At 58.8% G+C, this 23,382-nt stretch carries 21 protein-coding genes and 1 tRNA gene; 9 read left to right on the top strand and 13 right to left on the bottom strand.

Annotated features, from left to right (window positions below; all coding sequences use genetic code 11):
- Nucleotides 1–25: 25 nt before the first annotated feature.
- Nucleotides 26–1,495: a DUF1501 domain-containing protein gene (locus tag HG800_RS00465; RefSeq protein ID WP_169972664.1), complete on the top strand. Its 1,470-nt coding sequence runs from the start codon at nucleotides 26–28 to the stop codon at nucleotides 1,493–1,495.
- 173 nt (nucleotides 1,496–1,668) lie between these two features.
- Nucleotides 1,669–1,914, top strand: a complete 246-nt coding sequence (locus HG800_RS00460; protein ID WP_169972663.1) for a hypothetical protein — start codon at nucleotides 1,669–1,671, stop codon at nucleotides 1,912–1,914.
- Nucleotides 1,915–2,033: 119 nt separating this feature from the next.
- Here the strand turns inward: HG800_RS00460 and HG800_RS00455 are convergent, their stop codons facing one another.
- Entirely contained in the window at nucleotides 2,034–3,014 is a 981-nt protein-coding gene (locus tag HG800_RS00455; RefSeq protein WP_169972662.1) for a DMT family transporter, read from the bottom strand.
- A 108-nt stretch (nucleotides 3,015–3,122) separates the two neighbouring features.
- Nucleotides 3,123–4,859 (bottom strand): ATP-binding protein, encoded by a 1,737-nt coding sequence (locus tag HG800_RS00450; protein WP_169972661.1) that lies wholly within the window; start codon nucleotides 4,857–4,859, stop codon nucleotides 3,123–3,125.
- 863 nt (nucleotides 4,860–5,722) lie between these two features.
- On the opposite strand from HG800_RS00450, the gene HG800_RS00445 reads away from it, so the two are divergent.
- Nucleotides 5,723–5,796, top strand: a tRNA-Arg gene (locus tag HG800_RS00445).
- Between the two features lie 225 nt (nucleotides 5,797–6,021).
- Here the strand turns inward: HG800_RS00445 and HG800_RS27860 are convergent.
- Together HG800_RS27860 and HG800_RS00440 are read right to left on the bottom strand one after the other, a co-directional pair.
- Nucleotides 6,022–6,147: a hypothetical protein gene (locus tag HG800_RS27860; protein ID WP_261345868.1), complete on the bottom strand. Its 126-nt coding sequence runs from the start codon at nucleotides 6,145–6,147 to the stop codon at nucleotides 6,022–6,024.
- A 9-nt stretch (nucleotides 6,148–6,156) separates the two neighbouring features.
- Nucleotides 6,157–7,017 (bottom strand): alpha/beta hydrolase, encoded by an 861-nt coding sequence (locus tag HG800_RS00440; RefSeq protein WP_235963166.1) that lies wholly within the window; start codon nucleotides 7,015–7,017, stop codon nucleotides 6,157–6,159.
- 198 nt (nucleotides 7,018–7,215) lie between these two features.
- On the opposite strand from HG800_RS00440, the gene HG800_RS00435 reads away from it, so the two are divergent.
- Nucleotides 7,216–8,469 (top strand): glycosyltransferase, encoded by a 1,254-nt coding sequence (locus HG800_RS00435; protein WP_169972660.1) that lies wholly within the window; start codon nucleotides 7,216–7,218, stop codon nucleotides 8,467–8,469.
- A gap of 351 nt (nucleotides 8,470–8,820) precedes the next feature.
- Here HG800_RS00435 and HG800_RS00430 read toward each other — a convergent pair whose 3' ends face one another.
- Nucleotides 8,821–9,918, bottom strand: coding sequence for a PA0069 family radical SAM protein (locus HG800_RS00430; RefSeq protein ID WP_206352065.1), 1,098 nt, complete (start codon nucleotides 9,916–9,918; stop codon nucleotides 8,821–8,823).
- Between the two features lie 267 nt (nucleotides 9,919–10,185).
- Between HG800_RS00430 and HG800_RS00425 the strand changes: the two genes are divergently transcribed.
- The 3 genes from HG800_RS00425 (at nucleotide 10,186) to HG800_RS00415 (ending at nucleotide 12,357) form a co-directional block, all read left to right on the top strand.
- On the top strand, nucleotides 10,186–10,416 hold the full coding sequence (locus HG800_RS00425) for a hypothetical protein (RefSeq protein WP_169972659.1): 231 nt from the start codon (nucleotides 10,186–10,188) through the stop codon (nucleotides 10,414–10,416).
- A 353-nt stretch (nucleotides 10,417–10,769) separates the two neighbouring features.
- Complete coding sequence (gene pnuC, locus HG800_RS00420; RefSeq protein ID WP_169972658.1) at nucleotides 10,770–11,411, top strand: nicotinamide riboside transporter PnuC; 642 nt, start codon at nucleotides 10,770–10,772, stop codon at nucleotides 11,409–11,411.
- The gene (locus HG800_RS00415; protein WP_169972657.1) at nucleotides 11,347–12,357 is read left to right on the top strand and encodes an AAA family ATPase; all 1,011 of its coding nucleotides are present in this window, start codon (nucleotides 11,347–11,349) and stop codon (nucleotides 12,355–12,357) included. Before pnuC ends, HG800_RS00415 begins: the two co-directional genes overlap by 65 nt.
- Before the next feature lie 85 nt (nucleotides 12,358–12,442).
- Here HG800_RS00415 and HG800_RS00410 read toward each other — a convergent pair whose 3' ends face one another.
- From HG800_RS00410 to HG800_RS00390, 5 genes are all read right to left on the bottom strand, one after another.
- Nucleotides 12,443–12,880: a nuclear transport factor 2 family protein gene (locus tag HG800_RS00410; RefSeq protein ID WP_206352064.1), complete on the bottom strand. Its 438-nt coding sequence runs from the start codon at nucleotides 12,878–12,880 to the stop codon at nucleotides 12,443–12,445.
- 99 nt (nucleotides 12,881–12,979) lie between these two features.
- Complete coding sequence (locus HG800_RS00405; RefSeq protein WP_169972656.1) at nucleotides 12,980–13,441, bottom strand: hypothetical protein; 462 nt, start codon at nucleotides 13,439–13,441, stop codon at nucleotides 12,980–12,982.
- 56 nt (nucleotides 13,442–13,497) lie between these two features.
- Entirely contained in the window at nucleotides 13,498–15,810 is a 2,313-nt protein-coding gene (locus HG800_RS26870) for an exo-alpha-sialidase (RefSeq protein WP_206352063.1), read from the bottom strand.
- Between the two features lie 45 nt (nucleotides 15,811–15,855).
- Nucleotides 15,856–16,863 carry an exo-alpha-sialidase gene (locus tag HG800_RS27855; RefSeq protein ID WP_206352062.1) on the bottom strand — a complete coding sequence of 336 codons (1,008 nt, stop codon included), beginning with the start codon at nucleotides 16,861–16,863 and terminating at the stop codon, nucleotides 15,856–15,858.
- 486 nt (nucleotides 16,864–17,349) lie between these two features.
- A complete protein-coding gene (locus tag HG800_RS00390; RefSeq protein WP_169972654.1) occupies nucleotides 17,350–18,327 on the bottom strand; it encodes an alpha/beta hydrolase in 978 nt (325 codons plus the stop codon).
- Nucleotides 18,328–18,816: 489 nt separating this feature from the next.
- Here HG800_RS00390 and HG800_RS00385 point away from each other — a divergent pair, with 489 nt between their 5' ends.
- Nucleotides 18,817–19,575: a hypothetical protein gene (locus HG800_RS00385; RefSeq protein ID WP_169972653.1), complete on the top strand. Its 759-nt coding sequence runs from the start codon at nucleotides 18,817–18,819 to the stop codon at nucleotides 19,573–19,575.
- Nucleotides 19,576–19,632: 57 nt separating this feature from the next.
- On the opposite strand, the gene HG800_RS00380 is transcribed toward HG800_RS00385, so the two are convergent.
- The gene (locus tag HG800_RS00380) at nucleotides 19,633–20,103 is read right to left on the bottom strand and encodes a hypothetical protein (protein WP_169972652.1); all 471 of its coding nucleotides are present in this window, start codon (nucleotides 20,101–20,103) and stop codon (nucleotides 19,633–19,635) included.
- 183 nt (nucleotides 20,104–20,286) lie between these two features.
- Nucleotides 20,287–21,390, bottom strand: coding sequence for a DUF1559 family PulG-like putative transporter (locus HG800_RS00375; protein WP_169972651.1), 1,104 nt, complete (start codon nucleotides 21,388–21,390; stop codon nucleotides 20,287–20,289).
- A 660-nt stretch (nucleotides 21,391–22,050) separates the two neighbouring features.
- Here HG800_RS00375 and HG800_RS00370 point away from each other — a divergent pair.
- The gene (locus HG800_RS00370; RefSeq protein ID WP_169972650.1) at nucleotides 22,051–22,410 is read left to right on the top strand and encodes a hypothetical protein; all 360 of its coding nucleotides are present in this window, start codon (nucleotides 22,051–22,053) and stop codon (nucleotides 22,408–22,410) included.
- Nucleotides 22,411–22,505: 95 nt separating this feature from the next.
- Here HG800_RS00370 and msrA read toward each other — a convergent pair whose 3' ends face one another.
- Nucleotides 22,506–23,237, bottom strand: coding sequence for a peptide-methionine (S)-S-oxide reductase MsrA (gene msrA / locus HG800_RS00365; RefSeq protein ID WP_235963165.1), 732 nt, complete (start codon nucleotides 23,235–23,237; stop codon nucleotides 22,506–22,508).
- Nucleotides 23,238–23,382 lie beyond the last annotated feature (145 nt).

Here is a 23,382-nt window from a genome sequence, read left to right as displayed (position 1 = left end):
CCTCCCGGGGATGGTGAGGATCGTTATGACCTGCTCCGCGTCGCGTTCCGCTCAACTTCGTCACCCCCAACTCTCCCGAAGGTATGCCCTTCAGGCAGGGGCGATTGGTTTGCTTGGCCTCGGCTCGTCGCATCTGAGGGCCTTGCGAGCGGCCGACGTGGTGGACCCAGCCTCCACGGGGCAACGACCGGCTCGATCGGTCATTTTCATCTTTCTCTCGGGGGGCCTCGGTCAGCTCGACAGCTTCGACATGAAGCCCGAGGCGCCGGAGGAGATTCGCGGCGAATTTCAACCGATCGCCACCAGTGTGCCGGGCCTCTCGATCTGCGAGCATCTTCCGGAACTGGCGAAGCGGGCCCACCTTTGGTCGCTCGTGCGGTCCTTGACCCACCCCTATAACGAGCACTCTCAGGGGCACATGGTCATGCTCTCCGGGCAAACCATGCTGCCGCCCGGCTTCGACGCGAGCCGACCAAAGGCGACCGACTGGCCCTCGATCGCCTCGGTCGCCGGAGCGCTCACCGGGCCTCGCGGGAATCTGCCACCGGCGGTCGTCTTGCCCGAACGGCTCATCCATAACTCCGGCCGGGTCATTCCTGGCCAGTTTGGCGGCCAGATGGGGCCGAGGCGCGACCCCTGGTTCATCGAGTCCTCCCCCTTTGACAACACCTATTACGGTGCGTATCCGGAGTACGGTTTCGACCACCAGGAACGAGGCCGCCCGGAACCCGAAAAAGTCTTCCGCGCCCCGAGTCTCGATCTTCCAGAAGGTCTGGATCGAGGTCGATTGCGTGATCGTCTCGCCTTGCTCGGCCACGTCGATGGCGTCCGTCGGGAACTCGATGCCGGGGCCGAGGCGGCCTCGTTCGACGATCACCGCTCCTCGGCCGTCGCCATGTTGACCGATCCCTCCGTCCGGCAGGCGATCGACGTGGCCGGTGCCCCGCAGGCTGAGCGAGATCGCTATGGCGACAACCTCTTCGGCTGGTCGCTTCTGATGGCTCGTCGACTCGTCACCTCTGGCGTCGATCTTGTTCAGGTCAACCTCGGCAACAACGAGACCTGGGATACCCACGGGAACGCCTTCCCCCACCTGAAAGACAAGCTCTACCCGCCGACCGACCGCGCCCTGGCGGCCCTGCTCGATGATCTCCAGGCCTACGGATTGCTCGATTCGACCCTGATCGTCATGGCAGGGGAGTTCGGCCGAACGCCTCGCATCTCTCACCTGGAAAAACACTACGCCCTCCCAGGACGCGACCACTGGGGACGTGCTCAGAGCGTCTGGCTTGCCGGCGGAGGCATTCAGGGAGGCCGAGTCCTCGGCGCGACGGATCGGGTGGGAGGGGAGCCCGTGTCCGATCCTCAACGTCCCGAGAATTTCGCCGCCACCATCTACCGGGCCCTCGGGCTGCCGTCCACCGCCTCCTGGCAAGACGAACAGGGACGCCCCCACTTCATCTATCACGGCGATCCGTTCCCTGGCCTGACCTAATTCCCCAGGGCCTTCCTCCGTATTCCTTCCGCAACTCTGCGCGTTGGGGAATCATCCCCTGCTCTGAGCAGTCTGAGGCGAGGCGATCGCGCAAAAAGCGAACGACCCGACCAACCTCCAACTATCGCTCGTTCCGAAGCACGTTCGCCATGAGTTCAAGAAGGCGGATCAACATGAGTGAACTGCATGATGATATGGGACGCGGGAACCTTCGGAAGATCTGGTGGCTGCTGACCATTTCCGCAGCCATGATGCTCTGGTTCATCGCATCGTTTCTGCTCTATCGTTTCTGGTACGAAGACGATCTTCCTACACCGAAAACGTTGTTCAACCCCTTGACAAATCTTCTGAACATTCTTGGATGTCTTGTCTTCGCCTGGTTGATCATGCTCCCCTTTCGACCTCGGGGTGATCTCTGAATCACCTCGAGGAGAACGCGTTTGGTCCTGGAGCGTGATTGCTCTGAGGCTGAGGGCTGCTCAGAGGTGGGTTGCGGCGAATCGGGATGGATTGAAGGCGTTTACTGAGGTTCTTCCGATCAATCGCCGCCGGAGGGGGCGGCAATCGGCAGGGCAGGGGGGGGAGCCGGGTTTGCCACCGGTTCAGGAGATGCCGGCACACGAGTCGTTCGACTGGGCAGCGCGACATCCCGCAGTCTTCGACGCGCCTGGGTGGTCATCAAGGCCGTTGGGGCGAGTACGAACGCCATGCCAAGCACGGTTAACGGGGTCAGGACTCGCCCCCACACCCAGACATCGAAGATCATCGCGAAGGCGACCTGTGACAGACCGATCACCGCGACCCGAGCGGGAACACCCAGGGCATAGGCTCTTGTCAGGCAAAACTGACCGAGCGTGCCAGAGATCGCAACGCCCAGCAACAGTGTGAGCGTCAAGACGTCGAGACGGATTCCATGAAGGGCTCCGTTCGACACTTGCACGAGAAGCCAGCCTCCGGCAATGACACTCGCGACCCCGGCGAAGTGAGCGACGACCGCTCTGGTATCCACATGGCGGAGCCGGTGCAACCCCATCAAGGCCACTGCCGTGGTCAACGAACTGGCAATGGCAATGGCCACCGCCTGGGAATCACCTCCCAGATGAGGTCGCTGCATCAAGACCACACCGATCAGCCCGCAGATCACTCCCCCGACTTCCAGCACCGAAGGCATCCGACGCAACCAGAGGGCAGAAAACACCACAATCCAAAGTGGATACATGCTCATCAATGTCAGCGCATCGGCGACCGGCAGAATCGACATCGCATAAAAATTGCAGACCAGGCTGACGCTGCCCGCAAGGCTTCGAATCCAGAGGGTCGGCGGCCGAAAGACGACCAGTCGAACCCCGGCCGAAGCCGCCAGCAACCACGCCGAGCCAAGCATAAAAATCGCCCGGGTCAAGGCGACAATGAGCCAGTCACAACGAGATCCCAGCGCGTGGGTCAACCCGCCCATCACGGCGAACGAAACCGCCCCGACGAGCATCCAGAGCGCAGATCGAATTGAAGTCGCATCCATGAATCATGACGAGGGAACGAAGAGGAAATTGAGGAGGGGATCACGCCAGGGGGGAGAGCGAGAGCGATTCGAAAGCCACCACAGCCACCAGGACAATCGCCGTCAGCTTCATGAATTTGACGGTGGGGAGCCGGTTGATCGCTTCAGTCCAGGTTGTCCAAACCGCGCCAGAGTGCTGAGAAGTTGATCGCGATGAATCGGCTTGCCAAGGTATCCATCACAGCCCGACCGAAGATAGCGTTCACGATCTCCATCCATGACATTGGCCGTCAACGCGACAATCGGTGTCCGACAGCCGAGGGCACGAAGCCGAGCGGCAGCATCGAGCCCGCCGAGATTGGGCATGAGCATATCCATGAGAATGACATGATAGTCTTTGCCTTCCGCTTCCGACCTCTGGACCGCCTCCACCGCTTCCACACCGTCATTGACCACGTCGAGGCAGACCCTCGCCTGAGCCAGGATTCGACCGATCAACCGTTGGTTGCTCACCGTATCTTCAGCCAGCAGGACTCGAAGCCCCTCGGGCAATTCCACCCCTTCTGCGGAGGTCGTATCAGGAGAGGAGGTCGGCGAGGCGGTTGGGGGAGGGTCTCGCTTGATCTCTGGAATGCCGTCAAGCTCTCCTGGATCGATGGTGACAGAGACGGTCGTTCCGGCGTTGGGTACGCTGGTCACCTGAATTTGCCCACCGAGCAACTCCACCAGGCGCTGGCTGATGGTCAGTCCCAGCCCCGTACTGCCACGAGGGTCATCACGGCGGTCAAGCCGACTGTAAGGGATGAAAAGCCGAGAAACCTCGTCCGGAGTCATCCCAACGCCCGTATCGGCAACCTCGAACTCAAGAAGCGGACGATGTCCGAGGGGATCGGGCTGGCCGGGAAGCAGTCGGACCGTCAGGCTGACCGTTCCCTGGTCCGAGTACTTCACGGCGTTGCTGACGAGGTTCACAAGCACCTGTTTCAGCCGAACGGCATCGGTCTCAATCCGTTCGGGAATGTTGCCTTCGAAACAGACCTGGAGCGACAATCCCTTGCGCCGAACGAGCACACCGATGAGCGATTCCACCTCAGCCAGGATCCTTGATAGCTCGACCGAACGCCGATCCACTTCAAGTCGACCGGCCTCGATTCGGGAAAGGTCGAGCACGTCGTTGACAATATCTAACAGATGCTCGCCATTCTCTCGAATTGTTTGCAGGGCATCGAGTCGAGAGGTTTCGTCTCCGAGCTGAACCTCTCGAAGCAGTTCGTCGGAATACCCGAGGATCGCGGTCATGGGGGTCCGAATTTCGTGGCTCATGTGGGCCAGAAAGTCACTTTTGGCCCGATTTGCTGCCTCGGCTTCTGACGTCAGTTCAGCGAGCCTGCGGTTGGCCTGTTCAAGTGCCTCGGCATGTTCGGCAAGCTGGATCTGGGCTCGGGTTCGCTCCTCAATTTCCCGAGTCAACCGATCGTTCAATCGCATCACGCCCGGTAATTCGAGTGCTCGCGGAATGATCGGGATCATGGCCATCACCGTCAACCACGAAGCGGTCGCCGTAATGGCCTTGGAGACACCCAGCAACCGATAAGCAGGCCACGTAAACATGGTGGCATCGATCAGATGGGTAATCCCGCACGTCAGAATAAACAACCCGAAGAGATAAAAGACCTTGTGAAACGGGACATCCTGTCGTCGTTTCACAAAGAAAAGCAGCACACACGGGATGGTCAAATACGCTCCCCAAATCGCCAGATCTGCACCGATATGGAGCCAACCGAGGGCTGGAGTCCACCCCGATCCGCAATGCCATCGCGCGGGGAAACCAGAGGTGTCGAACAGGCGACCGAAGGCGTCGATCATGAAAATGGACCGCAAGCGGTGAGTCGAACCGAAACGATGCAAATCAACCGATCGGCCCCAAAGCCTCTCCCTGGCCACGCAACCGGGGCAGGGTCGCCATTAGACCATCTCGAGTGCACCCACGTGTTCAACGACGGCCCCAAATGGTCGTTGAACTCAAGAACGTTCCAGTGTACGCCCCGTCATCGAGCATGAACAGAGCAACCGCGATCGATTCCAGGTTCCCAGCGCATAGCCTCGCCTCAAGTTCCTCAATGTTCGAGCCAATCATCAGGGGAGAGACCAGCATTTACTCGACCCCTGATACCATGCTCTCAATGCAGTTTCATGAACTGCCCCGCATCCCTGATATCAACGAGGGCTTTTGTCGCCAATGCGCCAGGCACCCCCAACCTCGCTCGAGTCCACATCTTCCTCATGAGCCTTCTTTCTCCGCTCCCAGGCCTCGCGCCTGGGAGCGGGCCCCCCGTTAAGGACCGTCCTGAGGACGGTGAGGGGATTGCGATCACGTTGGCTCGATCGGGGTTCATGGCGACCTCCAGGCTTGGCCTGGAGAACGCATCGACCGGACATTTCTATTGGGGCCAACCGGCGGACATTTCTATTGAGGTCCGACACAATCCTGGCAAGGACTGGCAATACGTGACGAGCGTGATTAAAATGCCTCTTTCCGTAGTTCAGGACAGACAACCTTCATTCCGCTGATTCCTCTGGACATGCCACCACTTCGCTTCGTAAACTAAACCTCTTGAACGTCGAGGTCTTTGAATTATTCCACTCTCGGATGCATCGCTTCGTAAATTGATCTATTTTGACTCGTGCCATTCTTGAAATAAACTCGTCTCCCATTCCAATCCGAAAATGCACCCGTAGCTCAATTGGATAGAGCATCAGTCTTCGGAACTGAGGGTTGTAGGTTCGAGTCCTACCGGGTGTACTTCTGACATCATGCGACCCGAGGCGACGAAACCCGTCTCGGGTCTTGCTTTGCGCTGATCGGGTCCAGTCAGAGACCCATCGACTTTCTTGACTGATCCGATTCGAATTGACCCGTTCCGACTCCTACGCGCTGCCCATAAGCTGCCGGGATTGGGACATCGGAGCCCGTTCGGGATCGCGTCGCGGCCTCGCTGCGAGGGAGCGTGATCGGGGTTCAACTCAGTTAAGTGTTCAGCGCGGCCGACTGGTTATGCTGATCGTCCTGGGCGTTGTTTCCAAACGTTAAGACGGGCGTGATGTGCCGGGCGAGGAACTGAACCAGCTCCAACGGCGCCCCCGACTTCGCCACCAGGGGAACTTACCGACATCTTCCAAGCCTCTCTAGAAACTCGAAGACAACCCTGGTCGGCTCGTCTCCCGAACGACCGATCTCCCGATTGATCGAGGCGTGCGTCTTCCCCTTGGCGGGGACAACCTTCGCCTCGACTCCTACTTCCACCAACTTCTCCGCCAGCCCCTCAGACTGGTCCCGAGAATCCGGTCGATTCGCCACATGGAGAATCAAAAACGGCGGTATTCCTTTCCCAGCAGCGACGTGTGAGATGGGAGAGGCGTCTCGCTGGGTCTCCTCGTCATTCGTGAAGACCCCTTCGTAGAGTTGCTTCACACGGGGTTGCTGCGCATCCCGCAACTGGCGGGGAATGTCGTAGCCGGCACCGTCGAGCAACACCACACCAGAAAGGACCCTGAGATCCAGCCCCTTGGACTCCAAATATCGATGGTCAGTGGCGACCAGGGCCGCAAGGTGGGCTCCAGCACTATGTCCCATCAGGGTGATACCTTCAGCCGAGGCGCCGTAGTCCGCGGCATGATCACGCACCCATCGGATCGCTGTAGCCAGATCATCGGCCTGCTCCCGATAAGTGACCCCGGGCAGGAGCCGGTAATTGACGCTCACGAGCATGTATCCCTTCTCCGTGAACGCCTGCGGCTTGCGCTGAACGTGAGCCTTGTCGCCAATGCGCCAGGCACCGCCGTGGACCCAGACGACGATCGGCAGGCCCTCAGCATTTTCTGGAGCATAGACGTCGAGCCGGGTCGATCCCCGACCGCCCACGGCATTGGAATACGCAAGGTCGCGATCGACCCGGATCTCCTGATTGGCAAGGATGGGCACGACCATCATTGAGCACAGGACGCAGGCGGTGAAGCGAAGCATGGATCGGGTCTCCTGGTTCGTGGTTCGGAAGATTCAACCCCGCCACAGCGGATCCGTTCCGAGGGAATCGGAGAAGATGAGGAAGCCGAGCACAGTCAGGCAGCGTTTGAACCGAATGTACCGGTCGATCGACTGCGTTGTTCAAGAGGCATCGAGCCGATCCAAGCAATCTCCAGACTCATCCGGGTGGTCACGATCATGAACGTCACAATCCTGACAGTCGGCACGATGGGGGATGTGCGACCATTCGTTGCACTCGGGATCGGTCTGAAGCAGGCCGGACACGGGGTTGTCCTTGCCACCGGAACCAATTTCGAAAAGTTCGTCACCGAGCACGGGCTCTCCTTCGCTCCCATGCAGGCCGATTTTCAAGCGATCATCCAGTCCGATGAAGGGAAGGAATTGCTCCGGGGAAGCCCGATCGCCGCCTATCGGGCGCTGAGGACCACCATGCCGGCGCTGGTCCGTCGCATTCTCGACGACTCGTGGTCGGCTGCGCAGGGTGCCGACTGTCTGATCTTCCACCCGAAAGTCGTCGGTGGCTGGGACATCGCCGCCTCGCTTGGCATTCCCGCATTCGAGTCCCTGTACTTCCCGATGCTGGTTCCTACGAGCCAATTCCCCTTCCCGATCCTCCCGTTTCGCAACCTCGGCGGCTCTCTCAACCGTCTCAGCTATCGACTCAACAGCCTGCTCACGGCTCCTCTCCGGAAGACGGTCGATCGCTGGCGAATCGAGGTGCTCGAACAGACCGAGCGATCCCGTCCCGGGAAGGCTCGGGGAGAGTCAAATCCAGTACTGCATGCCTTCAGCCCGAATGTGATTGAACCACCAAACGACTGGCCCGCAACGGTTCACACCACCGGATTCTGGTTTCTCGACGAACCGGCATACACTCCCCCTCCCCAACTCGTTGCGTTTCTGGAGTCCGGCCCCCCGCCTGTTTACGTCGGCTTCGGAAGCATGGCGAGCCAGGAGCCCGAGGAGGTCTCACGCCTGGTCGTCGAAGCGATCCGAAATACGGGGAATCGAGGGCTATTGGCCACTGGATGGGGAGGGATTGGTCCCGTCGAGGCGTCCGACGACCTCTTCTGCGTGGATGCGGTATCCCACGACTGGCTCTTTCCCCGGATGTCGGCCGTTGTCCATCACGGAGGGGCGGGAACGACCGCGGCAGGACTCCGGGCAGGGAAGTCGTCGGCCATCTGCCCGTATACTGCCGACCAGCCTTACTGGGGACGCGTCGTCGCCGATCTCGGAGTCGGCCCCCGACCCATCCCTCAAAGGCGGCTGACTCCGGAACGCCTCGCTCGGGCCATCGAACAGGCAACCGGCGACCTCGCAATGCGAGGCCGAGCCGAACGAATGGGGGAACGGATCCGGTCGGAAAACGGTGTCGCTCGCGCGGTTGAGATCGTCGAATCTACCGTCGATCGATCAGGAGCCGCTTGATTGCCAGTTCCTGGCGATCCAGCCTCGATCTCATTCCTCGGCTGCCGCGAAATCATTCAACGAAACAAACCGTTGAGAAACGATCGTCGCGATATGGGTCGAACAAGGAGCGGGACGCCTCTCGGGCTTCCAGGCACTGTGGGCAATACCAGGGGGCGGGGGTCTTGACAGGCTTCGGACTCCGTTTGTGGCACGAAGCGCAGCGATACCGCTTCCCCTTGACCGTCGTTTTCGGACGGTTTCGCTTGCCGGATCGGGGAATGCTCTTGGACATCGGAGTTCCTCCAAGGAACGAGGACGACGCTCACTTCCAGACGAATATTCCTTGCCAAAGGTTCGGCCATTGGGTGTTCAAAACAACCACAACTGCTCGGCGTCGGAGGGCGGGCGTCGAAAGCGAGAGGTGTCATGCGGGGGCAAACCGCCATCAAGGTCACACTGACGGGCGAAGAGTCGGAAGAGGTCGCGAATGCCGTCGGCGATCTCCCCCTCTCCTCGCATGCGCTTGCCAAATTCGGTTGTGTTCAGCCGACTGCCTCGCATCGATCGAAGTCGCTGCTCGACCTTTGACCGACGCGAAGGCTGTTCACGATCGAGCCAGTCCAGGAAAATCGGGGCCACCGCCAGGGGCAATCGGAGGATCTGGTATCCCGCATGGAGCGCTCCGGCATCGCGAGCCGCCTGAAGAATCGCCGGAATCTCTGTGTCATTGAAGCCGGGAATGACAGGGGCGATCAGCACTCGCACGGGGACTCCCCTCTCCGACAACGCTCGAATGGTCCGGAGCCGGGCCAGGGGGGTACTGGTCCTCGGCTCCATCGACCGGCTAAGGTCGGCGTTCAGTGTCGTCACACTCAGATTCACGTGGATCAGACTCTCCGAGGCCAGCGATTCCAGCAGGTCACGATCTCGGAGGATCAAAGCGTTCTTGGTAATGATCGAGACCGGTTGCTTGAACGCTGCCATCACTTCCAGACAACCTCGGGTGATCCGAAACTGACGTTCGCCGGGCTGATACGGGTCGGTCACACCAGACATCACAATCGGTTCGGGCACCCATCCAGGTTTGGACAGAAAGGCTCGTAAGAGATCTGGGGCATCGTGTTTTACGAGAATCTTCGCTTCGAAATCGAGCCCAGCATCGAGCCCAAGGTACTCGTGTGTCGGACGAGCGTAGCAGTAGGAGCAACCGTGCTGGCAACCGCGGTAGGGATTGAGACTGTACGAAAAAGGGATGTCCGGGCTCTCGTTCTTGACAACAACACTGCGAGCGTGGTCAGGCAGGTACTCGGTGGGTAAGTTACGAAGCGCAGTCAGGTGTTCGTCTAGTGCCTCAGGATCGGATTCGAGATGCTCGAAATCCTCCTCAGCAGAGAGGCCTTCAAAACGATTCGCCGGACGGATCTGGGAGCCTCGCCCCCTGGCAGTCCGATGCATCTCCCTCGCCATGTGTGTCCTCCCGTACTGGTTTCTGTGTTCGTCTGTATCGTATCAAGATCAAGCGGAAGGTTGGGAGATGTTGCGGCCTGGAATCCGGATTCAACCGGAGATCGCCGGTGTGATCTCTCAGGAACGATCGAACAACATCCGGTGGGATCTGGCGACGCTGTGGGCCTTGGGCGAGACTCGATAGTTGATAAAAACCCAAAGGAGAGGCATTGGCTCTCGGCCTTTCCAGTATTCGGGGGCCAAACCACACCCTCCCACGAGGCAGCCATGGCAACAGACGAAGAACGCAAACGTGCCTTGAAGGCGTTCAAGAAGCGACTGAAACTGACCCGGCTGGATGACGAATCAGGACTCAGCCGAGGCGGTGGGAAACGATCCGGGATCACCGGGATCACCCCCCCGCCCGGTCATCCGGCCGAAGTCTGGGACGAGCTCGTTGCACTGGGCAAGTTAAAACGCGACATGGGAGGAACCTATGCCCTGAGAGATGGGACCTGATCGTCGAGGCGGTTCACCTTACACCCGAAACGACCGAACCGAGATTGGCACACTCTCGAATTGAACAATTCAGTACTCCCTTGTGGATTCAAGAGACCGTATCACGAGAATGGGGTGAGAATCCCGCACGATCCCATCACCGAATCGTACCACGATCGAGGGATCGCTCCTCGTGTTCGAGTCCTTTCCGTTTTCTGAGACTGCAGCAAAGGGACTTCCTCGATCCCGAACCGTGGTGTTGACTGACGAGGGAACCGTCAGAGCCGTTTGTTCTCCGAACTGCCTCGCCTGGAACGCCGATTTTCAAAGGCGGCCATACAACCCCAGTATGCTCCGCCTTCGAGACAATGACGATGACCACGATCGAAGCCGTTGCCGTGCTCTTTGGCCTGTTGTGTGTGGCGCTGACCATCCGTCAAAGTATCTGGTGCTGGCCAACAGGACTGATTCAGGTTTCTCTGTTTATTCTTATTTTCTATGAAGTAAAACTGTACTCTGATCTGATCCTTCATGTGGTATATGTCGTCCTTCAGGTGTACGGTTGGCATCATTGGCTTCATGGTGGCACCAATCACCAGGAATTGGCGGTCAGTCGCCTAAGCGTTCGCGGGTTCCTGGGCTGGATCCTCATTACGCTCACGGGCACGACGGTATGGGGCTTCGGCATGGCATCGTACACCGATGCGGCGCTTCCTTACGGAGATGCGTTCACGTCCGTGGCAAGTTTGGTAGCGCAATGGTTGATGACGAGAAAGCGGCTTGAGTCCTGGCTCGTTTGGATCTGCGTTGATATCGCCGCAATCGGCATCTATCTCATCAAGTCACTTGTGCTTACTTCGAGTCTTTACGCCGTGTTTCTGGTGATGGCTTCAATCGGGTTTCTCTCCTGGCGAAACACGATGGTCATTCGATCGAAGGACCCCCTTCCCGATGAAGACCGGATTAACTCTGGGCAAATTTGCCCCTCTTCACCAGGGACATCAGCGGTTGATTGAACAGGCACTCGACCAGAGTGATCACCTCATCGTGATTGTCTACGATGCCCCGGACACGACAACCGTCCCGCTCCCGGTCCGAGCCGGGTGGATCAGAACCTTGTATCCAACCGTCGAGGTCCTCGAAGCATGGGATGGGCCGACCATCGTTGGAAATACGCCCGAAATCATGGTAATCCATGAAAATTATCTTCTGAAGATTCTCCAATCTCGAACAATCTCGCATTTCTTTTCAAGTGAATTCTACGGCGATCATGTCAGCCGGGCCCTGAACGCGATGGATTGTCGCGTCGATGAATCGCGAACCACCGTGCCGATCTCCGGGACGGCGATTCGGGAGAACCCGTTCATTCACCGGCATTTTCTCGCACCGGAGGTCTATCGAGACCTGGTCGCCAAGGTTGTCTTTCTCGGTGCACCTTCGACGGGAAAGTCAACTATGACCCAGGCTCTTGCTCAGACGTACAAAACGCAGTGGATGCCCGAATACGGCCGTGAGTACTGGGAGTTGCATCAAACGAATCGTCGACTCACTCCGGAGCAACTGGTGGAGATCGCAGAGGGACACCTCCAACGAGAAGACGCGCTTCTCCATGACGCAAACCGATTTCTTTTTGTCGATACGAACGCCACGACAACTTCATTGTTCGCACAATGGTATCATGGAACAGTTCACCCCCGACTTGCCCAGATCGCTGAGCAGGCTTCCCAGCGATACGACCTCGTTTTTCTTTGTGACGACGATATCCCTTACGAGGACACCTGGGATCGGTCTGGGCTCGCAAACAGAACGATCCTTCAAAAACAGACCCGGGCAGATTTGCTTCATCGGCGAATCCCGTTTCTCACGCTCAGGGGATCACTCAACACTCGGATCGAAGAAGCGTCTCGGATTCTTGAAAGGTTTGACAAGTATACGTCTCTTGGCGATCTCCTCAGAGGCTAAGACGCGTGCCGAGTCGGAATGCAGTAAACTTACAAGAAATTCTGTTCATACCTCCACTCAGGATGACAAAGAGAGAAAGACCCTGTCATCGAAGCAACCAAACATTCTGGATCTTCCCATTTTTGACCAGATAGATTGCCACCGCTCCGAATTCACGGCCCTGGGCGGTGACCTGTTCGTGGTCGATCACGTAGTCACCTTGAACGATTCGCTGGGTAACTTCCGCGTGGAGATCAGGCGTCCGGTCGAAGAAGGCTCCATAACGCGTTCTCATTGCGTCAATGCCGGTCGAGAGGAGCCCATCGGGGAAGTTGGAGAGCGTAACCTCCTCGGCATAGGTCTCCAGAAAACCATCGATGTCGCGACGGTTATACGCATCAAGCTGCTGCTGAACAATCCGCTCGGCCTCACTCGGCTCGCGGGTTGGTACGTCTCGTGATGCCCGGCTGATCCCAGAAGCCATGATGATCGCCATGATCATCACCGCACCGAAGCCGAGAAAACCCCAGAAAAACCGACGCATGCCCCTCTCCTCTAGCGAAATCGATCTCTTCGTGCCCATGCCAGTGATCGATGCCCTGCGCTTCAGGAGACCTAGATTGAAGACAGCAGGGATTTCGTGTCAGGGGCCCAGGACCCCTTTCGAGGACGTCGCGGCGAGCACTCCTCCCGTGACAATCAAGACACTCGCCACCAACAATCGGCCCCAATGCACATCACGCCACTCTGACAAAACGACCAAGCCAATGAAGACTGCAACAAGCGTGTTCATATTGTAAAGCGGAACAAGCTGGCTGATTTGTCCTCCGTACCGCCGCAGGGCAATGGCGATGCACCCGACCCCCGTGGCCCAGAGCGCTCCGAACAGAAGGGTATAAACCGCACTCTTGCGACTGACCGTCACGTCATGTTCGACGACGGTCAACAATCCTCCGACGGTGAGCACAGCCAGGCCTGTTATCGCAAGATACGGTCCGGTGCCGATCCCGGTCCGGGCGCATGCCTTCTGCATGACTCCGGAGACGCCAAACAGGATCGCGGGCAGGAGACCACCAAGCAGGAGTGCCAGAATGGGGTGTTTCAAGAATCGAATCCTTGAGAAGTCGGGAGTCATTTGCTCGAGTTTCTGAATCCTAATCGTCATTGTGAACGATCTGGCGACGCTTTGTGAACCAGGATGCGCAACTGGGATTTCGGGGAACTCTGTTTCCCTGCTCGAACGTCGGCCTCGGTAAATCGAGCCATCAAAATTTCCCGTTCATCCCGACGCGAGAAGTCGTAAATGACGGACAACGTTCCGTCGTCCCCCTCAACGCCGTCGGGATATGACACCCCGTTCCGCTCGTCGAGCAGGAGACCACCAAACCAGGTCTTGCCCTCGTCCTCGGAAAGGAAAGCGGTCAGGTGCGATCGTCCGGTGGGCTGATCAATCGGACCGTGCTTGACGAGCAAGAGACTCCCCGAGTTGAGACGACGGAGAAAAAATCGCGCCGAGGGATGAGCAATGCCCGAGGGCACCAGCTCCGTCCACGTCCGGCCTCGATCCGTTGAGACACTCTCGCCAATCCCGGAGTTGGTTCGAGCCAGCATCCAGAGTGCACCGTCTGGACGTTCAACGATCATGTGCTCATCAAACGACCGAACAGGTTTGGGAACATGGCAACCACCTCGAACCGACCACGTTGCTCCCTGGTCCGTGGAGACCACGAATCGTGCGCTGTGGTCGGTCTCTCTCCAGGTCGATACAGGCAAGCACCACTCACCTGTTGAGAGCACGATGGGTTTCCCCATCATCACGCCATCGGTCAAGCGTCGAGGCTCGGACCAATCAGCATCTGCGACATCCGGATTGTGGCTCACCATCGCCCAAACTCCCCCAACACTCGCCGAGTGTCCGACGGCCTGAGCCCAGAAGGCCCACATTCGCCCATGAGGATCACACCAGATCTGAGGATCGAAGGCGCGGACTGGGCCTTCACCGTCCGGATCGATCACCACACGTTCTTGAGTCCATGATGTTCCCTCATCACCACTGGTGACCAAAATCACATAGTTATTTTGATCTTCTCCAGGAGTTGGTCCACCGTACCAGGTTGCCCAGAGCCTTCCGCCTGGACTCTGGGCGATGCTGGGAATTCCTTGAAACTGCCTCGACGCGCCGGAGTATTCCAGACCCGGATCGGCGATGACCTGCGGCGGTTGAAGAAACACCTGAGGGGTGTCGTCTCCGAGCCAAGCGGGCAATTCACCATCCCCCGTGAGTTCTCCGTCAAGAATCCAGGAAAGGTTGAATCGTGCAAGCGTCCCACCCACATACTGAGCGGTGTCGTTTCCATGTTCATAGAGCAAAGAGATCCAGCCCTCACTCGACGTTCCCGGACGACCGGCGGCCAGTGACGAATAAGCACTCTGAGCCTCGTGAACGAGACGCTTCACGGGCCAAGTCGTGCCGCCATCGAAACTGGCCCATACCGTCAAGCGAACCCGTTCATGTCCCTCGTGATCGGCATTACTGTAGATCAAGATGTCGCGATTCTTTACCGGAACCCGAGTAAATCCCGCCATCATGCCGAAATGGGCGTTGTAGTTCGCTCCACGTCGCTCCTCACCACGGTATCGTGGCCCATCCGGCACGACAGGAGACGAGAAGGGCGCGTTCCAGGTTTCTCCTCCGTCGTCGCTTCGCGCGAAAACCCGCTCTGCCTGCAACGGTTGCTCGCTTGGGAAAAAACTCCGACGGGCACTGAAGATCAACTGACCGTCCGACCGCTCGAGCAAGGCTCCCTCGCCTGTTCCTCGCTCTGGAAACGGTTCGCCAGCCTGCCAGGTCCTGCCCCCATCGTCACTGAAAATCGCCGTGGCGTATCGGTCGGGGGAAGGCTGATAAACTCTCGCCGGACGGATCAATCGGCCCGCGTGAGTGCCGCGCACGAGCGTAACCCCACGTTCACACATATGGAGGGAGGGCACATACCCCTTACCATCGATCAAGAAGGTTGCCTCAGAATTGACCCATGACACTCCCTGGTCGGTGCTCCGGTAGACAGTACGCGGAGCGGTGGTTCCATCTCGGGGTGGATGTTCGGGATGTACAAAGAGCAGGATGTCTCCGTTTCGTTCATCGACGAGGGTTCCTCCTCCGTGGATCCCTTCCGCCACCTCAACCTCGTTTTCCCAAGTGAGTCCGCCGTCTTTACTACGACGTACCCGGATTCGCTTGCTTCCCCAGGTCGCAACGACCGTTCCATCCTGACCAACGACCAGATTCGGAAAGCGTTCATCATCAAAAAGAACGAGCGAGTCAAATCGTGGGGCACCGAGCAGCGGTTCCAGAGCCCCGTCGAATGACAGATCCTCGCCGGCGGTGGTAAGTGTTACATTGGCATAACCAAGTATCGTCACAAAATAAATCATCAAATATTGATAATTTCGATGCGGTCGGCTCAGCATCATGAGCTCCTAAATTGTATCTGGAATACCGGAATGTTCCTGTCCCGTTCAGTTTCCGGGAGTGTTTGGGGGTGTAAGTTGATTGCTCAGCGTGTCCAGATCTTCGAGGCGAACAATCAGGATCTCGACACGTTGTTTGCCACCGGAAAACGCGATGAGCAACGAACCGTCGTGCTCCAGAACGTGGGGGTAATCCACCTGTCGGCCACCGATCAGCACGCCGAGTTTTGTGAATACCATTCCATCCTCGCTGATTGCCAGGGTCAGCGGATCACGTTTCCTCGGGTTTGCATTGGAGGCAAGGACGTAGCGACCGTCGCTCAGACGAAGTCCGTGAAGCTTCGAAGTCGCGTCAGGAAAATTCGTCCGGACCGGCAGGCTCCAGGTTTTTCCATCGTCGGTCGAGAATGCGCGGTAAAGGTATCCGCCCCGTCGATTGTCGCGGAACAGAGCCATCAAATGATCATTGGGTAACACCCACCACAGCGGTTCTTCTGCAGCAAGTTCGCGACTGGACCCGAGCACGGGAAACGACTCCCAGTCGTTCAGCCCCTTGGCACCTCCCCGCAAGAAGAAGACGCCGGTTTCCCTGTAATTGTGCGGACGACGCGACATCAGCCACTCACCCGTCGGCAACCGCTTGGGTGGAAAATTATTGATCGTATCCTCGGCAATGACCCCCCAAGGGTTCCAGCGATTCTCTTCCGGGATCAGTCGGAAGGCGTGCAGCGCCAGACTCGGTCCAAAGAATCCGTCCGCTTCGTCCAGCGAAGCCAGCGCATACAGGTCGTCTTCCCGAAGCCAGAACCCTCGCGCGATCCATCGAAATCCCTCAGGGCTACGCGTTCCATAATGTGGCGATGAGGGTCCAGAATTCGGTGGCTCCGGTGTGAGGTCCCGCGGCTCACTCCACGAACGACCATCAGGACTTGTGGCAAATCGCACCCGCTGACCCACCCGATCTTCAACTCCCGGACCGTCACTCCACATCACCCAGAACAGGTCTCGATGGCGTACAAGATAGTTATGCTGGTTCACTCCATTCTTGGCACGCACATCACTGACAACCACATGCTCACTGGGAATTTGTGGAAGTTTGGAAAAATCAATTGCATGCGGATCATCCGGAACCCATTCGCCGGCAAGCATCAATGATGACTGTGGGTTTGATTCTGGGTGAGGTCTCGTCAGGATCAACCCGTCACCCCCAATGGCCGACCAAACACTCCCGATCGCGATCCCAATGCCCAGGAAAACGCCTGACATGATGAACCGGATCTCCTCGATGAATCAGAAAGGACGACAGCTCGGAATTTTATCCAAATGCTCAGACTTCTGGACTCGATCTAAGGTGTTTGTCAGGGTGATACCACGTTCCCACTCCCTCAATCCGATCATGACCATTGCCACCCTTGCGGAGAACCATCCCCCGATCGAGCGTCCTCTGAAATGTTCACAAGTCGCACCCGACAGACCCCGGACTATGCGCCCGAGAGTCGCGTCGTGATGCTGCACCCAGGTCGGCATTCCCTGTCGAGCCAATCAGGGCTGTGAAGATCCGTCATCGGTCGGTTCGGAGGATGAGGAGCCAAGCAGATGCGTGTCAAACCAATCCACCAGCTCGTTGAGATCGCTGGGCAATTCGGGCCAGCCGTGCCCGGCATCGGCTTTGACCACAAGCTCCGTCTCGACTCCTTCAGCGCTGAGGGCTTCAAGAAAGCTCTGGGCCTGCTGAATCGGGACCAATGTATCGGCATCACCGTGGAGAATGAGGGTCGGAGGATCATCCGGACTCACATGCGTAATAGGCGAGATCTCACGACCGATTTCAAGGACTCGTTCTTCATCGACGATGGGGACATACACGTTCCGTGTCGTGTCCAGTTCGTGAAAGTCGAACGGAGCCTTGAAATTTTCCAGAATTCCCCGGCCCAGCGCATTCTCTCCGGGTTTGCCGTAGTTCAGGAAGTCGGTCGGGGGAAACAGGCAAGCCACGGCCTGAACCCGGCTTGAGGTTTGCTCGACTGCATCCTTCGCATCGGGGTCCCCGGCGGATCCGGCCACCCCTTGCATCAATGACAGGTGCCCCCCCGCCGATCCTCCGTAGATGCCGATCCGATCGGGGTCGATCTCATAGTCCTCCGCGTGGTGTCGAATGAACCGCACGGCACGGTGCATATCACTGAGGATCTCAGGAATGGTGAATTTCGGTTGGCTGCCATGAACAACCGCGAACACGGTGTACCCCCGATCGACAAACGGCTCGATCAAGGGAAGAGCGATCGCTTCGTGTGCCGAAAACCATCCACCACTGACGGCCAGAATGAGACCTACCCCCTGAGCCGGTCCCTCCTTCGTCGGCTGAAACACGTCGAAGGTCAGGGCTGTGCCGTGCTTTCGCCCATAAATCACGTCTGACGTCCGTTCGAACGGGGCTTCGGCAGTCGCCAGAACCGGCTCCGTCAGACCAGCGAGGGTGACCACCAGAACCAGAACGAAGGGAAACGGTGACGGTCTCATTGATACGCACATTCGCGACACCTTTCGATCGAAGAACGCGGTGACAATCGCCGGGGGATCGATCGATCACGCCTCGTCCCCCAACCCACGAGGGAGGATCGACGGCCGCCATCAGACGCCCTTAACCGGGTGGAAGTCAACCATCTCGTGCCGGCCCATGAACGATTGTCGAGTGCTCCAATGGGCTGACTCCTCTGCTCGGTTCGATGCGGATCGATGGCGGAGACACAGGAGGTCATTGGGGCCGATTCGGCAAAGATGAAGGCTCCGAACCGAATCCGATCCCTTGCTCGGTCGAGAACCCGAATCCATTCGGCAAACCCGGTTCCTCTGGGAATTTCGGAGGCTCGACCGCCCGTTGCCGGCTGTGCTAAGATGATGATACGATCGGTTGTTGCGTTCGATTCGCCCGGCGGGTCCGAGTGGATCGCCACCCTTGGAATCTGATCGCAGCCTGACGGTTCGCCCGCACCAGATCGAGGATGCGCCATGCCCTTCGGCGACCCCGACCCCTTGATGCCCGATCCCTTCGGCCCGAGCAACGGTCGGGCCCTCGCCGACCCTGAAATTCCCGATCCGTCCGTCTCAGGCCAGGTGATTGAAACGACCGTCAGCCCGTTTCATTGCCTGTACCAGGATGCCCTCTGGCTGCACACGCAAAGCCACCTGCGGCTGCCTCGCTCCGAAAGCGAAGCGAGCCGACTCGCCCGGGCCTCCTTCCTCCTCTATCTTCAGGCGGCCGAGGCGCTCGTTCACCAGGCCGCCGCCGAACTGGCCCGGCCCGAGCTGGTCCATCTCCTGACCGACCCCTCCCGCCCTTTGCCATTAGCCGAAGCCTGGGCCCTGCTTCCGGCGCTCGCCGCCGAGGAACGTCCCCCAGCCCTTGAGACCAACCAGCCTCCCTGGCCCCAGTTTGCCGAACTGCTTGCGCTCCGAGATGCCTGGACCTATCCTGGCCCACCTGCCTCGCGACGGGCGTATTACACCGCGTCGGCCGACGGTTCCGGCTTCGAACCGCTCGACCCGCGTCAGGTTCCCCACGACCTTGCGATCGCTCCTGACCAGCTTCGCTCGCCTCGGCTTGGCCTCCCGAGAGACCCCTACGCCTTGCGCCCCCACCACCTCGACAGCGCACGAGCCGTCCTCGATCAGGCGATTACTGCCCTCGACCGTCGTCTCGATGGTGCCCTGACCCAGGACGGCCGCCACCGCAAGGAACCCTGTCGAGTCCTGCCCCCACGATCCTGAGGGCTGGGCGGCGATCGTCTCTGGGACGTGGTTGACGGAGTCGGTTGGCCAGTCGGATCAATCCGTCAATTCGAAGTCGAACGTGTTGGAGCGCTCCTCCACCGTGGCGGTCAGGCCCGAGGTCGTTTCCAGCTCGTACTTGGCCGGAATCAGCTTCTGGGCCGCCTGGGTGGCGGCAATCACGTCATCCTGACGACCCGAACCGCCCTGCATGTTCGCTTCGACCTGCGTGTTGTCCACCTCCAGGGCAATGATCCGAATCTTGTACGAGCCGGGGAACGCACCATCGTTGGTTCCGGCCGTGGAGAGGCGATACCGTCCTTCCTCAATACTCCCCGAGGCGGCTCGACCCGTGTTCGCGTCGTCGGGGACGAAGAAGATGTTTCCGTGGGGAACAGGTTCGCCCTTGTAGGTGATGGTGCCGGAAACCGGGTAGCGTTTTCCCAGTCCGTCGCCGCCGCACCCCGCGGCAGTCACGAGGAGTGCCAAACCTCCCAGCAACACAAGCGATCGAGTGAAGCCATTCATCTGCGAGAGTCCTTGGATTCGTTGCGAGTCTTCCGTGGCGGGTCGCCTCTCACCAGATTCAACATCAGAGAAGGGAAGAGGGCAGACCCGATTCATTCAGTCGGCCCGGTGAAGAGAGCCTCCGTAAATGAGGTTCTCCCACCGGGCCAAAGCACCGAAATTCATGTCGGAACAGATTCCCGATCAATACTGGTCAGCCGAAATGACCTCGCCCCCGTTCCGACTGCCGAGGGCGCAATAGATGACAATATTGACGCTCTCCTTGAGGAACTTCACCGATCCGTCGGCAAAGAGGAAATTGGCTCCGCCCGGATGCTCACTCACGAACCCCTTGGCGGCGGCTCCAAACCGGCAGCCCAGCGGAGCACTGGCAGACTGCCAGCGATTGGTGCACGACGGATCGTTCCCCGGGACCGTGTTCGAATTCCAGTTCAGTGGAACGGTCGTGCCGGCGCTCGAACCGTTGAAATGCCAGAAGTTGCTGTCCGCGGCCCGATAGGGCAGGGTCTCGCCCACCATCAGGGTGTTGCTGGTGCCATCGCGTACACCCGCCATGTTCGTGGTTTGCAGTTCGCGATAGTCGGAGAAGCCGCGCATCTGGCCTCCGCTATTCCGAGTCCCCCAGAAGCCGTGATAACCAATTCGCGGCTGGCCGGGTGGCAGGGTCGTGACGCTTGGAGGCGTCTCCCAGGGAAGACCGCCATTGAGGATACCTCCGGCATAGTTATCGCCGAAGCTCAAGGCATAGTTCGACACCGGGACACGATTGTGCGGAGTCGTCGTCCCGGGGTTGAACGGCGGGTTCCCCGCCGGATACTGGCCAAGGCCAGCCCCTTGCCAAGGCCGCAGTCCTCCCTCGTTTTCCCCGTCAGAAGGGCAGAGGAACGTGTTGTTGACGGTCACCCACGCGGTGAACATGGCCCCCGGGTCTGGACCAGCACCCAGGGTATTGATATTCAGATTGATGGCGTCGTAGGTATTTCTTCCCTCGATCTGCGGAAGAATCAGCGCTCGCCAGCAAAGCAGGTTTGCATTGGCAGCCCAAATCCCCCCCGCCTGACCAAAGCCGGTGATCCCTCCCGTGGGGAAGGCTCCGAACTGGTCGTGGTAGTTGTGCATCGCAATGCCGATCTGCTTCAGATTATTCGTGCATTGCGCTCGTCGCGCGGCTTCGCGGGCACTTTGAACCGCAGGAAGCAGCAATGCGATCAACACACCAATGATCGCGATGACGACAAGTAATTCAATCAGAGTGAAGCCGATCCGTGAGCGAGACTTGACATGCATAAAGTTGCTCCTGCGCAACCAGCGCAGTGGAAAGGACACGCCGATGCTCAACACCGAGCGATCGTCGCAACGTTTCAGAACTGATTGTCCGAAGGGAAACTGTCAGACACACGAGCGTGTGCGACTCAGAACGTGATTGGCCTCGAGGGAGAGTCCATCCCTGTCATAGTTGAATCACCCGGATGCCCAAACCTCCAGTGGCATGAGCCTTCGCCGAAGTTGGGAAAACATCAGGGGTTATTCTGAAATATCAAGCTTGCCCGTCACGGTCAAGAAAGAAAATTTGGATTTTCTGGATATCCAGATCCTCTTGGGCTATCGAAACCATGTATGCGTGTGAACGTGGACGACTGGGGAGTGCTCCTTGAGCCCTCTCGAAATGATACGCTCCGGCGGGAATTTCCAAACAGGTTGATCTGCTTGTGAAATAGACAACCGACGTCCGGGCCCCGAGACTCGGGCACCTGAGTCGCAACGATCAGTCTTTTCCAACGCCTCTTGCCTGGTCTCGTTCCGAAGCGGCGGCTGCGGGCTAGCGTTCCGCGCTTCGCTCCGCGACGATAGGAATCAGCCGACACGCACACAGGGGGGCGATCCGGAGCGGGTCCGGCTCATTCCACGCCCCAGTTGCCGATCATCCGATCTTGAGAGGATTCACCGATGAAGCATCACCTTGCCGCTCTGGTGGTCGCCCTCGTGGCGACTCTGGCCGCTCCGGGCTCGAATCGGGCCGAGGCTCAGGGGTTGACCCCTTTCGGAGCTCCGGTCGTGGTCTCGTCTCCAGCCCTGCCGGGTTCGACCTTTGGCGGCGCGATCACCTTCGATCAGGGTTTCACGTTCCCCTACAGCTACTATGCTGCCTTCCCCAACCGAGCCAGGCAGTATGTCCCTTACGGGCCGAACGACGTCTTCCCGTTCTACGGCACCCCGTACGGCCAACCGTACGACCGCTGGACCTGGGATGCAATGAGTGGCCCTCCCAACGCCTTGCAGCGCTACTACTATCCGCCGGTGCGCTGAGCAACCTCTTTCATCAACGAAACCGAGGGGGCCAGCGTGCCAATGCCGCCAACCCCCTCGGACTGCTGATGTGCCAGGCGATGCCTCATCGCGGCTTACCGCATCTTCTCGCGGAAGGTCTGAGAGAATTTCTTGAGTTTCGGAATGATCATCATCTGGCAGTAGCCGGCGTTCGGATTCTTTCGGAAGTAATCCTGGTGGTACGGCTCGGCCGGATAGAAGACCTGGTAGGGAACGACCTGGGTCACAACCGGTCGCTTGAAGACCTTGTTCTCGTTCAGTTTGGCCTTCAAGCCCTCGGCGATCTGGCGTTGCTCATCATCGTGATACAGGATGATCGAGCGGTATTGCGTCCCGATATCCGGTCCCTGGCGATTCAGGGTGGTCGGGTCGTGGGTCCTCCAGAAAATCTCCAGAAGCTCGGGATAGCTGATGACCGAAGGATCGTAGGTCACCTGAACCACTTCGGCGTGCCCGGTTCTTCCGGTGCAAACCGCGTCGTACGAGGGGAAGGGAATTTGCCCTCCCGCATATCCCGAAACGACGTCGTCGACCCCCTTGACCAGCTCGAACACGGCTTCAGTGCACCAGAAGCAGCCGCTACCGAAAGTGGCCAGCTTGGGTTCCGAAGAGACGGGGGGGGACGTTTCGGACTGGGACTCCTGCGGCGTCTCCACGGCCGGTTTCTCCTGAGGACGGTCTGCGTTCCGGTCACCCTGAATTTGCTGAGCTTGCGCTGCGATGGCGCGGGGGGTGGGTTCTTGCACCGGAGGCGAACCGATCACTCCCACCCCCATGAGGGTGGCAGATACGAGTGCGAGGATCATCGTCAATGGGCTCCCGAGGGGGCCACGGCTACCCTTTGAGCTCTCGGACCGCGCAGCCCGAGTTGGGTTGGCCTGATTGCCAGCGTTCGTTGACATTGTATGCAATGGCAAGATGATTCCCAACCAATCCCGGTCTCTTCCCAAG

It is taken from the genome of Tautonia rosea, assembly GCF_012958305.1.
Classification (GTDB): Bacteria; Planctomycetota; Planctomycetia; order Isosphaerales; family Isosphaeraceae; genus Tautonia; species Tautonia rosea.
This window is presented reverse-complemented; position numbering and strand designations above follow the sequence as displayed.

Excerpts from the sequence above, each read along its gene's own strand:
- HG800_RS00465 (WP_169972664.1), top strand. The coding sequence starts at position 26 with ATGACCTGCTCCGCGTCGCGTTCCGCTCAACTTCGTCACCCCCAACTC.
- HG800_RS00460 (WP_169972663.1), top strand. The coding sequence starts at position 1,669 with ATGAGTGAACTGCATGATGATATGGGACGCGGGAACCTTCGGAAGATC.
- HG800_RS00455 (WP_169972662.1), bottom strand. The coding sequence starts at position 3,014 with ATGGATGCGACTTCAATTCGATCTGCGCTCTGGATGCTCGTCGGGGCG.
- HG800_RS00450 (WP_169972661.1), bottom strand. The coding sequence starts at position 4,859 with ATGATCGACGCCTTCGGTCGCCTGTTCGACACCTCTGGTTTCCCCGCG.
- HG800_RS00440 (WP_235963166.1), bottom strand. The coding sequence starts at position 7,017 with ATGCTTCGCTTCACCGCCTGCGTCCTGTGCTCAATGATGGTCGTGCCC.
- HG800_RS00435 (WP_169972660.1), top strand. The coding sequence starts at position 7,216 with ATGAACGTCACAATCCTGACAGTCGGCACGATGGGGGATGTGCGACCA.
- HG800_RS00430 (WP_206352065.1), bottom strand. The coding sequence starts at position 9,918 with ATGGCGAGGGAGATGCATCGGACTGCCAGGGGGCGAGGCTCCCAGATC.
- HG800_RS00425 (WP_169972659.1), top strand. The coding sequence starts at position 10,186 with ATGGCAACAGACGAAGAACGCAAACGTGCCTTGAAGGCGTTCAAGAAG.
- pnuC (WP_169972658.1), top strand. The coding sequence starts at position 10,770 with ATGACCACGATCGAAGCCGTTGCCGTGCTCTTTGGCCTGTTGTGTGTG.
- HG800_RS00415 (WP_169972657.1), top strand. The coding sequence starts at position 11,347 with ATGAAGACCGGATTAACTCTGGGCAAATTTGCCCCTCTTCACCAGGGA.
- HG800_RS00410 (WP_206352064.1), bottom strand. The coding sequence starts at position 12,880 with ATGCGTCGGTTTTTCTGGGGTTTTCTCGGCTTCGGTGCGGTGATGATC.
- HG800_RS26870 (WP_206352063.1), bottom strand. The coding sequence starts at position 15,810 with ATGATGCTGAGCCGACCGCATCGAAATTATCAATATTTGATGATTTAT.
- HG800_RS00390 (WP_169972654.1), bottom strand. The coding sequence starts at position 18,327 with ATGAGACCGTCACCGTTTCCCTTCGTTCTGGTTCTGGTGGTCACCCTC.
- HG800_RS00385 (WP_169972653.1), top strand. The coding sequence starts at position 18,817 with ATGCCCTTCGGCGACCCCGACCCCTTGATGCCCGATCCCTTCGGCCCG.
- HG800_RS00380 (WP_169972652.1), bottom strand. The coding sequence starts at position 20,103 with ATGAATGGCTTCACTCGATCGCTTGTGTTGCTGGGAGGTTTGGCACTC.
- HG800_RS00375 (WP_169972651.1), bottom strand. The coding sequence starts at position 21,390 with ATGCATGTCAAGTCTCGCTCACGGATCGGCTTCACTCTGATTGAATTA.
- HG800_RS00370 (WP_169972650.1), top strand. The coding sequence starts at position 22,051 with ATGAAGCATCACCTTGCCGCTCTGGTGGTCGCCCTCGTGGCGACTCTG.
- msrA (WP_235963165.1), bottom strand. The coding sequence starts at position 23,237 with ATGATCCTCGCACTCGTATCTGCCACCCTCATGGGGGTGGGAGTGATC.